Origin of the sequence: Actinoallomurus acaciae (assembly GCF_042429965.1) — a bacterium.
Taxonomy (GTDB): Bacteria; Actinomycetota; Actinomycetes; order Streptosporangiales; family Streptosporangiaceae; genus Actinoallomurus; species Actinoallomurus acaciae.
In genome coordinates this window covers 1-13,342 of sequence record NZ_JBHLZP010000018.1, presented here as the reverse complement: position 1 = coordinate 13,342, position 13,342 = coordinate 1, and the positions used below count along the sequence as shown (strand labels likewise).

The window sequence follows — 13,342 nt, the reverse complement described above, 5'->3', positions numbered from 1 at the left end:
GCCCTGATACGGCCTGTGGTCGTTGTAGAAATCCTCGAGCTCACGCAGGGCATGGAGCAGGTGGTGCTGGTCTCAGATCAACGTCCGATACGCAATTCGCGTTGGCGGGTCTGCAGCGGCATGCCTCGAAGAGCCGGTCACCGCAACGGTGCACTCACCACGGTCCTCTTACTGCTCATCGCCGTAGTGGCCGTTGCCTTGATCGGCATCTCACCGATCGCGCTGGGCATCTTCCACGGCGCCACCGGGAAATGGGAGCGGCTGAGCTTCATCGGCCAGACCTACGGCGCGGCATCCGCAATCATCTCGGTGCTGGCACTGGTCGGCATCGTCTTGACACTGAGCTACCAGGCACGCGAAGCCAAACTCGCCCGCGAGGAGACACGACGCCAGGCCGTCAGCGACCTGCTCAAGATGGCGATGGACGATCCGGACCTCGACGAGTGCTGGGGACCGGTCCCACCACCGGAAGATCCCAGAACACGCAAACAGCTCCTCTACACCAACATGATCATCTCTGAGTGGTCACTGTCGTTCGAGACACGAGCACTCCCCGAGGAGCGCCTTCGCGCCATCGCGAACGAAATGTTCCAGGGCCAGGTCGGACGTGAGTACTGGCAAGACGCCCGACAAGGCCGCCTGTCCACATCCGCAACCCGCCGCGAACGACGCTTCCACGAGATCCTCGACGAGGAATACCAACGCGCTCAGCCACCAGCGCACGTCAGCACCACCACACCCGGCACCGATCAAAAACTCAACTTGAAACAGCGCCTGTTCTGGACAGGCGTTGGCGCCGCAGTGGCGATGCTCGGCCGAGTGCTCAGCGGGAAGCGTGTCGCATCACCCGCGCGGCGGCCAAGGGGCTTGTTCAGCAGGCACGAGAGATGAGACTCGCAGGGCCCGAGGGTCATATTGGTGTGACCACTGACTATCGGTCGCCTATTTCCGGAGGCAGCGCTTCGGGAGGCACCGGACAGGCTGGCAAAGTGCGGGATTCGCTGAGCCGTTCCGTTCTCTTGGTCATCTGCGCTGGTTCCGCCGCGTAACGACCCACACCGGTGGCCGGCTCCAGCACGAGGTCGTCGAATAGAGGTGACGGCGCTACGCCTGACGTCGTTGGCGGTAGGCCGCTGACTTCGATTTGTTGCCGCAGGCGGCCATGCCGCACCAGCGGCGTCGGCCGGCGTGTGACGCGTCCAGGTAGAGGCGGCTGCAGTCCGGGTGTGCGCACTCTCGGATTCGGCCGGCGTATGGTCCCGCCAGTAGGTCGATCGCGTCGCGCGCGATCGTGGACAGTGCCTGGTCCAGCTCGCCCTGGTACTCAATGGTGCCGTCGGTCAGCCGGGGGACCATCGGGGGCTTCGCGGCGGTGTCGTTGAGCAGTTTCACGTCCTGGCGGTCAGGCGCGGGCGGCGTGAAGGTGGCTCGGCAGAGTCGGTGGATCGCCTCGCGCAGCCTCAGTGTTCGCGCTAGGCCGGCATCGTCCGTGCGGATTCCACTCGCCAGTCCAGCCTGGTCGAACCAGTCGCCGATGTCGTCCCGCGTACGCAGAGTCTCGACCGGAGCGGCGCGGTGGCGTACCTGGAGTGTGGTCGTCAGGTCCAGGCAGGGGCGTCCACTCAAGAACACGAACACATCACCATATTGACCGGTTACTTCGCTTAGGGCAAGGTTGCGTCACCGGTCAGTATGGTGACGCACCCCTGTGGAGTGATCGTGTCGGAGACTGGACGAATCGGTGGGCCGGCCCGGTATGTGTTGGCCGCCGTCCTGGTTCGGGGGGCCGATTCCGGAGCGACGGTGGGGCTCGTCCTGCTCGCCGTCGACCCCGGCTCGCACATTCGGCACGGCGCTGCCGTCGGTGGGCTGCTCGCCGCCGCGCTGAGTGCGCCGCATGTGGTCGGGCCGTGGACCGCGCAGCGGCTCGACCGCGCGCGCGATGGCCGTCGCGCGCTCGCCGTGGCCTACCTCGCCTACGCGGTCGCGCTCACGGCCGGTTCCTGGGCGGTGGGCCGGCTGCCGATCGCGGCGGCCGTCGGCGCGGTGGCCCTGGCGGGGTGCTGCGGACCGCTGCTGACCGGCGGTCTCAGTAGCAGACTCGCCGGAATCGCCGGGGCCGACCACCGTTCCCAGCGCCGTGCGCAGGGATGGGACGCGCTGACGTATAGCATCGGTGCCACGGGCGGGCCGGCGGTGGTCGCGAGTCTTGCCACGCTGGTCGACCCGCTCGTGGCCATGACCGCTCTCGGCGGAGCGGCGGCCGTCGGCGCCGCGCTGACTCTGACGCTGCCGCCTTCCCGGCGTGTCTTCACCGGCACGGCACCCGGTATCCGGGCCGGTCTCAGCGTGCTCATCACCCACCCGGCGCTGCGGCGGGTGACCGCGATGACCATGCTGTCCGCTCTGCCGCTCGGCGCCTTTCCGGTCATCGCCGTGGTCTTCGGGCCACAGTTGGCCGACCGGCCGGGTGCGGCCGCAACGCTGACCGTGGCGTGTGGTCTCGGCAACCTCGTCGGGTCACTGATCGTGACGATCTTCCCGCTGCGCGGCGACCCCGAGACGCTCGCCCGCCGCCTCTTCCTCGCGCTGGCAGCCGCGACCGCGCTGTGCGCGTTCGCCCCGACATATCCCCTCGCACTCGCCGGCTTCGCCCTCATCGGCCTGGGCAACGCGACGTCGTTCACCGCGACGCTGGCCGCGCGTTCGACGTACGCGCCGCCCGACGCCCGTACACCGGTCTTCGTGACCAGCGCCGGCCTGAAGATCGCGCTGGCCTCGGTCGGAGCCGCCGCCACGGGAGGCGCGGCGGGCCTGGGCGGACGTTCCCTCCTTGTGATCGCCGCCGCGATCACGACCGTCGCCGTGCTCACCGCGGTCGGCGATCGCACGCTCACCCGCAGGCGCTCAACGGACCCCGTCGGCCTAGATCACGCCGACCCGCTCGGCACTCCGCGACACGAACGCGAGCTTCGGTGACCGCATCGGCCGGCCGACGCGATGCGCGGACGTCACGATCATCGTTGGCCGTCTCCTTCGCTCAGGTGGGTGAAGAGTCGGCGCAGGAGCGTGTGCAGCACCGCACGTTCTTCCTCGTTGAGGGGTGCCATGATCTCCTCCTGCACGTCTATCGTCCCGGCGGTCAACTCCCGGAGGGCCGTACGGCCGGCGGAGGTGATCGTCACTGTGACGCGGCGCCGGTCGGCGGGGTCGCGGGCCCGTTCGGCAAGGCCCGTGGCGGCCAGGTCGTCGAGGATCTTCACTATGTCGCTCGGGTCGATCCGGAGGCGTGTGGCGAGGTCGCGCTGCGCCTGCGAACCGAAGTCGGCCAACGCCGCCAGGACGGCCATGTGCCAGAGGCGCAGACCTCGTGCCGCGAGTTGTTCGACGACCCGTCCGCGCGCTGCCTTGCCCACCCGCGACAGCAGATAGGGAGTCAGCGCCAGCAGGCTCGGTGGTGTCTCTTCCACGGTGGTCAAGTGTAGGGTGTGCACCAATAGTGGGTGAACACCCATGAAAAGGAGGAGCCGTGGACGTGTTGTATCCCCGTCTGCTGGTCGACCGGTTCGCCGAGTGCTTCGCGTTCTATGGCACGGTGTTGCCCCAGCTGGCCGGAGCCACCCTCGCACGGGGGAGCGCGGCGGGGCCGTACGCGAGCTGGGACGTCAGAAACGACGGCGTCCTCGCACTGCTCGACCGTACGGCGATGACCGCGGTCGCGGGCACCGGAGACCTGCCGGCGCCGACGGCGACCCAGGACACGACCATGATCGTCAGCCGGGTCGCCGACGTCGACGCCGGCTACGCGCTCTGCCTGCGTCACGGCGGTCGCCCCGTCGCCGCACCGGCCGACCGGCCGGAGTGGGGACCGACCCTCCGTAACGCGCTCGTCCGCGACCCCGACGGCAACCTCGTCGAACTGCAGTCGTACTGACACGGGCGTCCAGGGCCGGTCCGTTTCGCCCGGCGTCATGCCGTGTCAGCCGGTCTTGCCCCAGTGGTCGTAGTAGGTGATCTCCTGTATCGGTGGCCGCGCGCCGGGTGAGAACGTGGTCGTGGTGGTGTAGCCGACCGCGAGGAGCGACACCTGGGTGACGCCGTCGGGAATTCCCAGCAGCTCGGCCGCATCGGACTCGTGCTCGGCGAGGTGGTAGCCCACGATGCTGCTGCCGAGCCCCCGCGAACGCAGTGCCAGTTGCAGGCTCCACAGCGCCGGGTACACCGAGCCGTAGAACGCGGACAGCAGGGCGTTTCCCCCGGTCGGCCGGCCGGAAAGGCAGGGCAGCACGTACACCGGGATCCGCTCCAGAATGTCGAGCAGATACCGGCCGGACGCGAGGGTGCGCGGCGGCGCCAGGTGGCCGTACTCCGCCTGTGACCTCTCGCCGGCCGCCCGGATCATCCCGGCCAGCTGGTTCTTCAGATGCTGGTCGCGGATCACCAGCCAGCGGAAGCCGTCGACGAACGCGCCGGCGATGGGCGCCTGCTGCGCGATGCTCAGGCATTCGGTCAGCACTTCGGGTTCCACCTGGCGATCGAGGTCGAGCTTGCGGCGCACCGAGCGGGTGGTGGTCAGCAACGTGTCTGGGTCCATGCCGGGAAGCTTACGCCGTCAGTACTTACATCGTAAGTACCGGCTACAGTGAATCGGTGCCGCGCGAGACGTTGACCAGGGACAAGGTGCTTGCCGCCGCGCTGCGGCTGGCGGACGCACACGGCCTGGCCTGGCTGTCCATGCGCAAGCTCGCATCCGAACTCGGCGTCGAGGCGATGTCGCTGTACAACCATGTGGCCAGCAAGGGCGATCTGTTGGACGGCATGGCATCCCTCGTGTTCGAACTGATCGAGCTACCCGACCCTGCCCTGCCGTGGCCGGACCGGATCCGGGCGCTCGGCATCGGCGCGCACAACGCGTTCAGCGCCCATCCCGTCGTGGTCGGCGCGCTGGCATCGGACCAGGCCAACCCGCGCTCGATCGGCGCGCTGCGGCTCATCGACGCGCTGCTCGGCGCACTGCTGGACGCCGGCCTCGATGAGCGCGCCGCGGCGCAGCGGTACCGGTCGCTGCTCGGCCTGCTGTTCGGCCTCGTGCTGTCCGACTCGATGACCGCGGCGGGCGATCGGCCCGAGCGTGACGTACCGATCGCGGACTGGTTCGGCCGTGCTGCCACGGCCGACGCACTGCCCAGCCTGCACCGCGTCCTGCCGGCACTGCTGGATCAGGACTGCGCCCCGGACGTGGAGCAGGAGATCGAGTTCTTCATCACCGGCGTGCGATCAGTGGCGCGGGCAGGTCGTGGCCATCGCATGTCTACCATCGAAGTGAGCAGGCCTGCGGATTCGTAGGTGGGAGGTGACCATGGGATCAAAGCCCCTGTCATCGCAACGCGGCCCGGGCCCAGGCGCGCGCCCGCCGCCCCTCGTCGAGCACTGGCGCGATTCGGCGTACCGGCACCTCACCCCCACGAAGCGGCCCCTCCTGGCGATGTGGATCTCCTTCGGCACCACCTGGGGCGCCGTACGGTTGATCACGCACGGCATCCGGGGCGGGTGGCTGCCCTGGGGGAACATCTCCACGGGCGGCCGGCATCTGCACCACTACAACTTCGGCATCGCCCTGCTCGCCGGCGTCGGCCTGATCGCGGTCCGCGGTGACGAACGGGCCGTGGGACACCCGGCGGTCGCCGCCGCGTACGGCACCGGTGCCGCGCTGATCGCCGATGAGTTCGCCCTGCTCCTGGACCTGCGGGACGTCTACTGGGCGAAGCAGGGGCGGCTCAGCGTGGACGTCTGCCTGGGCATTCTGTCCGTGCTCGGCACGTACCTGACCGCCCGGCCGTTCTGGCACGAGATCGCGACGGTGACCCGCCACCACGTCAGCTCCGCGGCCAGACAGCACCTGGCACCCGCCCTGAGCGTTCCGGAAGCGGGTCAGACCCCCTGAAGGATCCTCGCCCGGCAGCCGCGGATCCTTCAGGGGGTGCTGGCGGTTCTCAGCCGGTGAACGCCTTGGCGAAGGCGTCTGCCTGCTGGTCGATGCTGCTGCACGTCGGGCTGGCGGTGCTCTGCGGTCCGCCGGGGCACGGCTGATCGCGCGTCGCGGACCACATCGACGTCCAGGCCAGGTTCTTCTCCTTGGCGAACGCGGCCACCTTGGTCGCGTCGTCCGGCCGGAAGACCTCGGTGCTGGTGTCGTTGACGCCGATCATCGGGGTGATGGCGATCTTGCTCCAGGCATCGCCGACGCCGAGGGCCTGCTCGACCTGCTTCTCGGTGGAGGTGGCCGCCTGAATGGCGTAGTCGCCCATCTTGCCGTCCGGGTTCGGCGCCTGACCGTCGCCGTAGTCCATGGCCATGATGTTCACCGCCGAGACGTCGACACCCTTGGCCTTGGCGCCCGAGACCAGGTTCACCCCGTCCTGGGTGAGCCCGCTGGGCAGCACCGGCAGGGTGAGTGAGACGTCGAGCCCGCTGACCTGCTGTTGAAGCGTCGCGATGGCCTCGGCTCGCCGGTCGTTCGCGGCCGTGTCGGCGATCGCGGCGCCCTCGACGTCGAAGTCGACCTTCGTGAGATCGAAGGTGTCGATCACCTTCTTGTACGCGGCGGCAAGGTCCGCGGCGCTCGAACACGCCTGGGCGAGTTCCGTGCCGTTCGCGCCGCCGAAGGAGACACGCACGTCGCCGCCTGCCGCACGCAGGTCGTTGATCTTCTTGGCCACCTCGTTGTCACCCAGTTCCTGCGAGCCGCCCCACTTGGGCGCGCAACCGCCACCGGAGACGACGAACGCCAGGTTGAACGTCTCGACGCCGGTCCGCTTCGCGGCGTCCACCAGGTCGTACGGCGGGTACAGGCCGACGTCGACGTACGGGGCGAAGCCGCCGCTCGACGCCGCGTCCCGGGACAGCGTGGCCGCGGTGGTGGCCGTGGTCGTGGTGGTGGCCGTGGTCGACTTGTGCCGGGCGTGGTGGCCGCCGTGCCGCGCGGCGGCCTTCTGGTAGGACGCGCTGTACGCCGTCTCGGCCGGTCCGGCGCCCGTGGTGAGGAGGACGACCCCACTGGCGCCGGCGACGGCGGTCAGACCGCTCGCGACCCACAGGGCCGACCGGCGACGGCGACGTGCTCGGTGCGCTCTCATGACGGATTTCCTCCTGGAAAGGCGGGGATTCACGGGGTTGCGCCTGCAGGGCGGTACGACCGTATGGCGCCCGGACACGCCGGGCGCCGGTCCTAAGGTGCGCTTAAGGACGACCTGAACACGCGCTAACCCCGTCACCTTCCGCGCACAGAACGACACCCCCTCGCACAGCCGACAAATCGGCCTGACCTTTGACCAGTGGATCCGAGGCGAGCAGCGCTCCCGGCAGGGGCTCAGCGCGTACCGGTCAGGGCGTACGCGTCGGGGAGCACCTGGGAGACGGTGCCGCCGGCGGAGTCGGTCGCCTGGGCCTTGATGGAGACGTGGCCGTCGGTGGCCGACAGGAGCGGCACGGAGTACATGGCCGTGTAGCTGCCATCGGGATTGCCGTGGATGATCGCCTGCTTCCAGGTCGTGCCGCCGTCGGTGGATGTCCAGACCTTCAGCGACGTGACCCGCGCCGGGGCGGTGTCGGCCTGGTAGTAGGGCGTGATGCGCAGCATGTGCCCGGCGGGCGCGGTCACCGCGTTGCCGAGATCGGTGTAGGCGTTGTAGCGGAGGAACAGCATCGGGTCGGCCGCGCACGGGTCGGTGTCGCCGAGGTACAGCGCGGCCCAGCACCCGGTCCCCATGGGCTGTGCTCCGGACGTGGGCCGGGACGACGTGAAGGTCCAGGAGAGGTCACCGCCCACGGTGAACCGGTACCTGGCCTTGTCCGGAGACAGCTTGTAGACCGGGAACTGGTTGAGGAACTTCGTCTGCGGCACCTCCGTACCGTCCTCCCGGTACAGGTGTGTCTCGCTGGGATCGAACCCGTACGGACCGTCGCGCAGCAGGGGGCTCGAACCGACGGTGAGATAGGTGAAGGGATAGAAGGTGTCGCCCTGGCGGCAGAACGAGCAGGCCGCGGGAGAGTTGATGCCGGTCCATTTGCCGGGTTGCGCGGCGAGCACGTCCGGAAGCGGCAGCGCCGCACCCGGCACCCGCGGTTCGTCGAACACCTCCTCGGTGCGGGTGTCGCCACGCGTGAAGACGTCGATCGCGACGCGATAGTCGGCGGTCTGCCCGCTCTGCGTGTCCCGCAGCCATACCAGGTCCGGCGTGATCGGCCCGAAGTACTGAACCGTCCTGGCCGGCGTGGGCAGGTTCTCGTATGAGGTGCCGCCGGTGAAGTGCTCATCCGGGAGCCACGAGCTCGGATACAGGTTGATGCCGGACGCCTGGTTGTCGTGATAGTCGGTGGTGATCGTGGTGAGCTGCCGGTCGGTGACCGAGTGGCTCAGCGAACCCGGGATCTTCTCCTCTGCGGTGAACCTCAGGTTGTACAGGTACGGGGTGGTGCCGCTGTCCGCGAGGTCGACGCTCACCGGTCCCTTCGCGAGCAGGCCGTTCAGCTCCTTGGCGTCGGCGCTGGTGATCGCCACGAACGGGATGTCCACCTTCGTCGTCTCTTCGCCCGGCCACCACCACAGCGGCAACACCGGTAGCTGGGAATCGAAGCCGGGCGCCTCGTAGTCGGTCGGGTCGAAGACGACCCCGGCCGCGCCGGCGTCGAGTGCGTTCCGCAGCACGGCCGAGTCGGCGATGTCGTCCCCCTGGTGAAGGCGGATGAATGCCAGCTTGCCGCGCACGTCGACCTTGGCGAGATCGGCGGTGGTGCCGTAGCCGGCCGCCACGAGGGGAAGCCTGCTCCGCCCCGTGAAGCGGGCGAACCATCTGGTGGGAGAGGTGTTGGCGTATCTGGGGTAGGTCGGGTGCAGCACGGGCGAGTGCGGGGCGGACACGCTCATCGTGACCGGCGGCCGGCCCAGCTCCCACACGGTGGAGTAGTGGAAGGTGCCGACGGTGACCGGCGTGGTGGTGGGCTGCGCCTCGAAACGTGCCGCCCCGTAACTGACCTCCGCGACCGACGACTCCCAGGAACCGTCCGCGGTGTCGCGCTCCGACTCGAATCCGCTCGAGAAGACGTCGGTCGGCTGCGGCGTGCCGACGGTGACCGGCACGCATCCGTTGGCGCTCACGTCCATCGCCGTGTCCGCGGCGATGGTGAACTGCGGACGGGCGATCTCCATTTCGTGGATCTGGTTGTCCTTCACGTAGAACGAACCGAAGTCCTCCCAGGAATAGATGCCGGTGGGCACCTCGTAGGTGAACCGCAAGGTGTCGCAAGGGTCGGCGTCCAGGCACGCCACCCCGGTCGGAAGAAAGAAATCGACGCCCACGCCGCTCACCAGTTCCAGGGCCGGGAGCCCGCCGCAGAAGGTGACCAGGGTCGCGTTGCACAAGAACGGCGACACGTCCGTCTTCTTCTCGGTGATGGCGACATGGTGGGTGGGCGCGTCGGCGGACGCGGCCGCCTGCGTGCTCTGGTGTCCGGTCAGCCATGCCTTGACGGCTCCGCCCGTCAGGTCCGCCTTGACCGCCCAGGCCGGTTTGTCGGCGGCCTTGCCGGTGCGACCGGTGAGAGCCTTCCAGAACGCCGACGCGCGCTTCGCCGGGACGCTCAGCGAGACCGTGTCGCCCTTGGTGGCGACGACCTTGGCGCCGGGCAGCGCGGCGGCCCTCGCGGTGAGTTCCGCCGCACTGGGCCGCCCGCCGTATCGGATGGTGACGGGCAGCTTCGCGTCCGGGCCGGTGTCACCGTGCGCCATCAGCCACATGACGTCGAACATCTGGCGGTCCACCAGGCCCGACGAGATCAGCGTGGTGGCGGTCATCGGCAACGCCGTGATGCTCGTGGTGCGCTTGCCGTCACCGGTGCTGCGGATGTCGACCAGCGGGCCGGCACCCGGCGTCGGCACGGCGGAGACGGTGTACTTGTCGCCCGCCGTCCGGCTGAGCCGGATCTGGTCGCCGGTCGGCAGGGTCACGGTGTACTCACCGCCGGACCGCCCGGGCAGGGGCAACGGCCGGAGCCGGGACCCGAGACCGGATCCGCCCGCCGTCGATGCGGAACGTGCCGCCGGGGCGGCGTCGGCCTTCTCCGCCCCGGCGGTGGGGGCGATCAGGGCGAGCGTCACCGCGGCCCCGGCCAGCAGGGCCCGCCGTCGCGCCGGTCTCGTACGCACGGTCGCGTTCTCCTTCATCGGTTGCCTCCAGCCGGGGTGAGCGACCAGTCCACGCGGGCGACCTGGTTCGAGGTCAGCGTCGTGGTCTTGGTCGCGGTGGCGTATCCGTCGGCGGCGGCGGTCAGCCGCCCGTCACCGGTGGCGGGGGTGAACAGGAAGTAGAAACCGCCCGCCCGGTCCGGATCGCCGGTCGTGGTGGACAGGCCCGAGGCGGCGCCGACGGAGACCGTCGCCCCGTTGACGGGCCCGCCGGTGGAGTGGTCGGCGACGGTGCCCACCACGAGCGCGCCGGGCTTGGCGACGCAGGTAGGCGTGCCGATCAGCACGTTGTCCACGGACCACCACCAGGCGGACCGGCCGCGGTAGACGAAGCGGACCCGGACCTTCTTCGCGTTCGCCGCCCGCGGGAGCGGCACGTCGACGTGGCCGATCTCGTTGGCGGTGCCCTGGTGCCAGACGCTGGTCCAGGTCCTGCCGCCGTCCGTGGACGAGCGGATCTCGGCGTCCTGGCCCGGCGCTCCGTAGTAGGCGGAGTCGAAGGACAGGCGCGGCGCGCTCTGCCCGGACAGGTCCACGTCCGGGGAGGTCAGGGAGGTGTCCACCGGACGGGTGGTGATGCCGGAGTCCGCCACGGCCGAGCGGTCGTCGCCGCCGCCCGCCGCGGTGCGGTCGCCGGGGTTGTCGAACCGCCAGCCGTCGCGCGTTCCGGCGACCGACCAGCCGTCCGACGGCTTCGTCCCGGCGAACGCGGTGAAGTCCTCCGACGTGGCGGTCCGGCCGTAACCGGGCGCGGAGCAGGCGGCCGGATCCGCCTTCAGGGCGTAGTCCCGGGTCATGTCGGTGGTGCCGACGGTGAACCGCTCGTCCGCCGGGAGATACCCGTCGTTGCCGGTGGTGTCGAGGGTCATCGGATACATCGGGGTGACGTGTGCGGTGTAGGTGGTGGACCCGGCGAGCCGGACGCTGTACTCCCCGGTGACCGGGTCGGTGTAGACGGGGTCTCCGGGGTAACCGTCGAGGGTGATCTTGGCGTACATCCCCCAGCCGTGGCCGGAGTCGACGACCCTGCCGGTGACCACGGAGTGCGGCAGCGGCGTGAGCGCGATGTCCGTGGTGTTCTGCCGCCCGGCGGTGACGGTGACACCGGACCTGGTGGCGGACTTGTAGGAGTAGGCGGACGCCGTGACGGTGTAGGTCCCGACCCGGGCCTTGATGTCGTAGTGGCCCTGGGCGTCGGTGTTCGTGCCGTAGGCGCCCGCCACGACCTTCACGTCGGCGACCGGCTTTCCGGTGTCGGCATCGGTGATCTGACCGGCGATGTCGCCCTGTTCGCCGGCGGCGAGCGCCGCGACGCCGTTGGGGGTGCCGAGCCCGGTGGGGCCGTCCCAGCCGGGGCCGGCGTTGCACAGCAGGTCGCCGCACGAGCCGTTCTGCCCGGTGGTGACGTCGTTGAGGTCGTCGGCCGCGTTCGGGTCACTGTACGGATACGACGCCGGGTGGCTGTCCGGTGCCGGGGGTCCGGCCAGCGCGTACATGGCGGTGATCAGCGGTGAGGAGAGGCTGGTGCCGCCGACCTGGAACCAGCCGGATCTGCCGTCCGACTGCGGTAGGGAGCTGTAGGTGGCGAGCCCCGAGGTGGGGTCGGCGTCGGCGGAGATGTCGGCGGTGGCCCGCTTCGCGCAGCCGGTGCTGGTCAATGACTGGTGATCGGGTTTCGCCTCGTACTGGGAACAGCCGGAACCCCCGCTGGACCAGGCGGACTCGGTCCAGCCCCGGGCGGTGCCGCCGTCACGGGTCAGCCGGGTGCCGCCGGCGGCGACCACCACGTTCGACACGGCCGGGTAGCTGACCTGGTTGCCGGTGTCGCCGGTGGCCGCGGTGACGACCGTCCCGGGATGGTCGTAGTAGTGGTCCAGCGAGGTCTCGTCGGCCCCCTCCTGGCTGGTGCCGTACGAGTTGGAGACGTACTTCGCCCCCAGCGCGACGGCCTCGTCGACCGCCGTGCCGAGGTCGTCGAAGCCGGAGCTGTCCGCCTCGACCAGCATGATCTTGCAGTCCGGGCAGGCGCTGGAGACCGCGTCCAGGTCCAGGGCGGTCTCCAGCGCCCAGCCGGCGTCGTCGGCCGGGTAGCCGGTGCCGCCCCGCTGGTCCACCTTCGTGAAGCAGCCGTTCGCGGTGGTGCAGGCCGGCAGGTCGTAGTGGGAGCGGAACGTGGCCAGGTCGGCCTCGGCGGCCGAGTCGCCGTAGGCGTCCACGATCGCCACGGTCGCGCCGCCGGTCGCGGGCAGCCGGTAGGCGGCCTGGATGTCGGCCGGTCCGAGCGCGGTGGACGGCGGGGCGCTCGCGTTCGGGGTGATCGTGTGGTCGGACGGGGTGCGCACGACGGAGAAGCATCGGGCGGACCCCTTCTTCGGCGTGGCGTTGCACCCGGCCGGGGTGTCGGCGGTCAGCGGCGCGGCCGCGGACACCGGGGAGCCGCCGGCGCCGCCGGCTGGCAGTGCCAGCACCGCCACCGTGGCGCCGATGACGGTGAGCCGGGAACGCCGGGCCTTGCTCAGCACCGACACCAGACGTCTGGGGGTTTGCATGGTTCGAGTGCCTTTCTGCGACGGATCCGTACGGGGGCGGAGGCGGGTCTGGCTAGAGAGGTTCGAACTCGTCGTCGTCCACGGCCGCGTCGACGGCACCGTCATCGGCTTTCTCGTCGGCGACCTGCGCCGATTCGGAGGTGGAGTCCTCGGCTGGTTCTCGCATGCCGCGAATATCCGCCACGAGGGATGTCGCAGACGATTGGGTAAATCACCCAATCTGCGCGCGGGCCGCCGGGCGGCTACTGGGTAATCGCGTCGGGCGCGGTGACGATGCCGTCCTCCAGCACCTTCACCGCGAGCGCGGTACGGGAGGCCACGCCCAGCTTGCGCATGGCGGAGTCCATGTGCCGGGCGACCGTCTTCGGCGACACGAAGAGCACCTCGGCGATCTCGCGGTTGGTCCGGCCGGCCACGACCAGCCGCGCGACGTCCACCTCACGCGGGGACAGCCGGTCGCCGTAGCCGCGCCGGCTCCATCGCGCCGCAGGCCGGACCTCGACGCCGTGGCCGCGCAGCGTGCGCATCACCCGCGCGGCGTCACCCCGCG

At 70.0% G+C, this 13,342-nt stretch carries 12 protein-coding genes; 5 read left to right on the top strand and 7 right to left on the bottom strand.

Translation table 11 applies throughout. From position 1 onward, the window contains the following. Positions 1-15 precede the first annotated feature (15 nt). Entirely contained in the window at positions 16-891 is an 876-nt protein-coding gene (locus ACFFNX_RS04595; protein ID WP_378195604.1) for a DUF6082 family protein, read from the top strand. Between the two features lie 213 nt (positions 892-1,104). On the opposite strand, the gene ACFFNX_RS04590 is transcribed toward ACFFNX_RS04595, so the two are convergent. Continuing rightward, positions 1,105-1,632, bottom strand: a complete 528-nt coding sequence (locus tag ACFFNX_RS04590) for a CGNR zinc finger domain-containing protein (protein ID WP_378195601.1) — start codon at positions 1,630-1,632, stop codon at positions 1,105-1,107. Positions 1,633-1,803: 171 nt separating this feature from the next. On the opposite strand from ACFFNX_RS04590, the gene ACFFNX_RS04585 reads away from it, so the two are divergent. Beyond that, positions 1,804-2,979: an MFS transporter gene (locus ACFFNX_RS04585; RefSeq protein WP_378195598.1), complete on the top strand. Its 1,176-nt coding sequence runs from the start codon at positions 1,804-1,806 to the stop codon at positions 2,977-2,979. 38 nt (positions 2,980-3,017) lie between these two features. Here ACFFNX_RS04585 and ACFFNX_RS04580 read toward each other — a convergent pair whose 3' ends face one another. Then, positions 3,018-3,470, bottom strand: a complete 453-nt coding sequence (locus tag ACFFNX_RS04580; protein ID WP_378195595.1) for a MarR family winged helix-turn-helix transcriptional regulator — start codon at positions 3,468-3,470, stop codon at positions 3,018-3,020. Positions 3,471-3,535: 65 nt separating this feature from the next. Between ACFFNX_RS04580 and ACFFNX_RS04575 the strand changes: the two genes are divergently transcribed. Then, entirely contained in the window at positions 3,536-3,934 is a 399-nt protein-coding gene (locus ACFFNX_RS04575) for a VOC family protein (RefSeq protein WP_378195592.1), read from the top strand. 45 nt (positions 3,935-3,979) lie between these two features. Here ACFFNX_RS04575 and ACFFNX_RS04570 read toward each other — a convergent pair whose 3' ends face one another. Next, positions 3,980-4,594, bottom strand: coding sequence for a nitroreductase family protein (locus ACFFNX_RS04570; RefSeq protein ID WP_378195589.1), 615 nt, complete (start codon positions 4,592-4,594; stop codon positions 3,980-3,982). A gap of 56 nt (positions 4,595-4,650) precedes the next feature. Between ACFFNX_RS04570 and ACFFNX_RS04565 the strand changes: the two genes are divergently transcribed. Then, positions 4,651-5,346, top strand: a complete 696-nt coding sequence (locus tag ACFFNX_RS04565; protein ID WP_378195586.1) for a TetR/AcrR family transcriptional regulator — start codon at positions 4,651-4,653, stop codon at positions 5,344-5,346. 13 nt (positions 5,347-5,359) lie between these two features. Next, entirely contained in the window at positions 5,360-5,944 is a 585-nt protein-coding gene (locus ACFFNX_RS04560; RefSeq protein ID WP_378195583.1) for a hypothetical protein, read from the top strand. A gap of 49 nt (positions 5,945-5,993) precedes the next feature. Here the strand turns inward: ACFFNX_RS04560 and ACFFNX_RS04555 are convergent, their stop codons facing one another. The 4 genes from ACFFNX_RS04555 to ACFFNX_RS04540 all read right to left on the bottom strand — a co-directional run. Beyond that, positions 5,994-7,136 carry a chitinase gene (locus ACFFNX_RS04555; protein WP_378195580.1) on the bottom strand — a complete coding sequence of 381 codons (1,143 nt, stop codon included), beginning with the start codon at positions 7,134-7,136 and terminating at the stop codon, positions 5,994-5,996. Positions 7,137-7,369: 233 nt separating this feature from the next. Next, positions 7,370-10,222 carry a protease-associated domain-containing protein gene (locus tag ACFFNX_RS04550; protein ID WP_378195577.1) on the bottom strand — a complete coding sequence of 951 codons (2,853 nt, stop codon included), beginning with the start codon at positions 10,220-10,222 and terminating at the stop codon, positions 7,370-7,372. Continuing rightward, on the bottom strand, positions 10,219-12,792 hold the full coding sequence (locus tag ACFFNX_RS04545; RefSeq protein ID WP_378195574.1) for a carboxypeptidase regulatory-like domain-containing protein: 2,574 nt from the start codon (positions 12,790-12,792) through the stop codon (positions 10,219-10,221). The genes ACFFNX_RS04550 and ACFFNX_RS04545 overlap by 4 nt, the downstream gene beginning before the upstream one ends. A gap of 242 nt (positions 12,793-13,034) precedes the next feature. Continuing rightward, positions 13,035-13,342, bottom strand: a 308-nt coding sequence (locus tag ACFFNX_RS04540) for a response regulator transcription factor (RefSeq protein WP_378195571.1), incomplete at its 5' end; no start/stop codon positions are given.

Excerpts from the sequence above, each read along its gene's own strand:
- ACFFNX_RS04570 (WP_378195589.1), bottom strand. The coding sequence starts at position 4,594 with ATGGACCCAGACACGTTGCTGACCACCACCCGCTCGGTGCGCCGCAAG.
- ACFFNX_RS04560 (WP_378195583.1), top strand. The coding sequence starts at position 5,360 with ATGGGATCAAAGCCCCTGTCATCGCAACGCGGCCCGGGCCCAGGCGCG.
- ACFFNX_RS04555 (WP_378195580.1), bottom strand. The coding sequence starts at position 7,136 with ATGAGAGCGCACCGAGCACGTCGCCGTCGCCGGTCGGCCCTGTGGGTC.
- ACFFNX_RS04550 (WP_378195577.1), bottom strand. The coding sequence starts at position 10,222 with ATGAAGGAGAACGCGACCGTGCGTACGAGACCGGCGCGACGGCGGGCC.
- ACFFNX_RS04545 (WP_378195574.1), bottom strand. The coding sequence starts at position 12,792 with ATGCAAACCCCCAGACGTCTGGTGTCGGTGCTGAGCAAGGCCCGGCGT.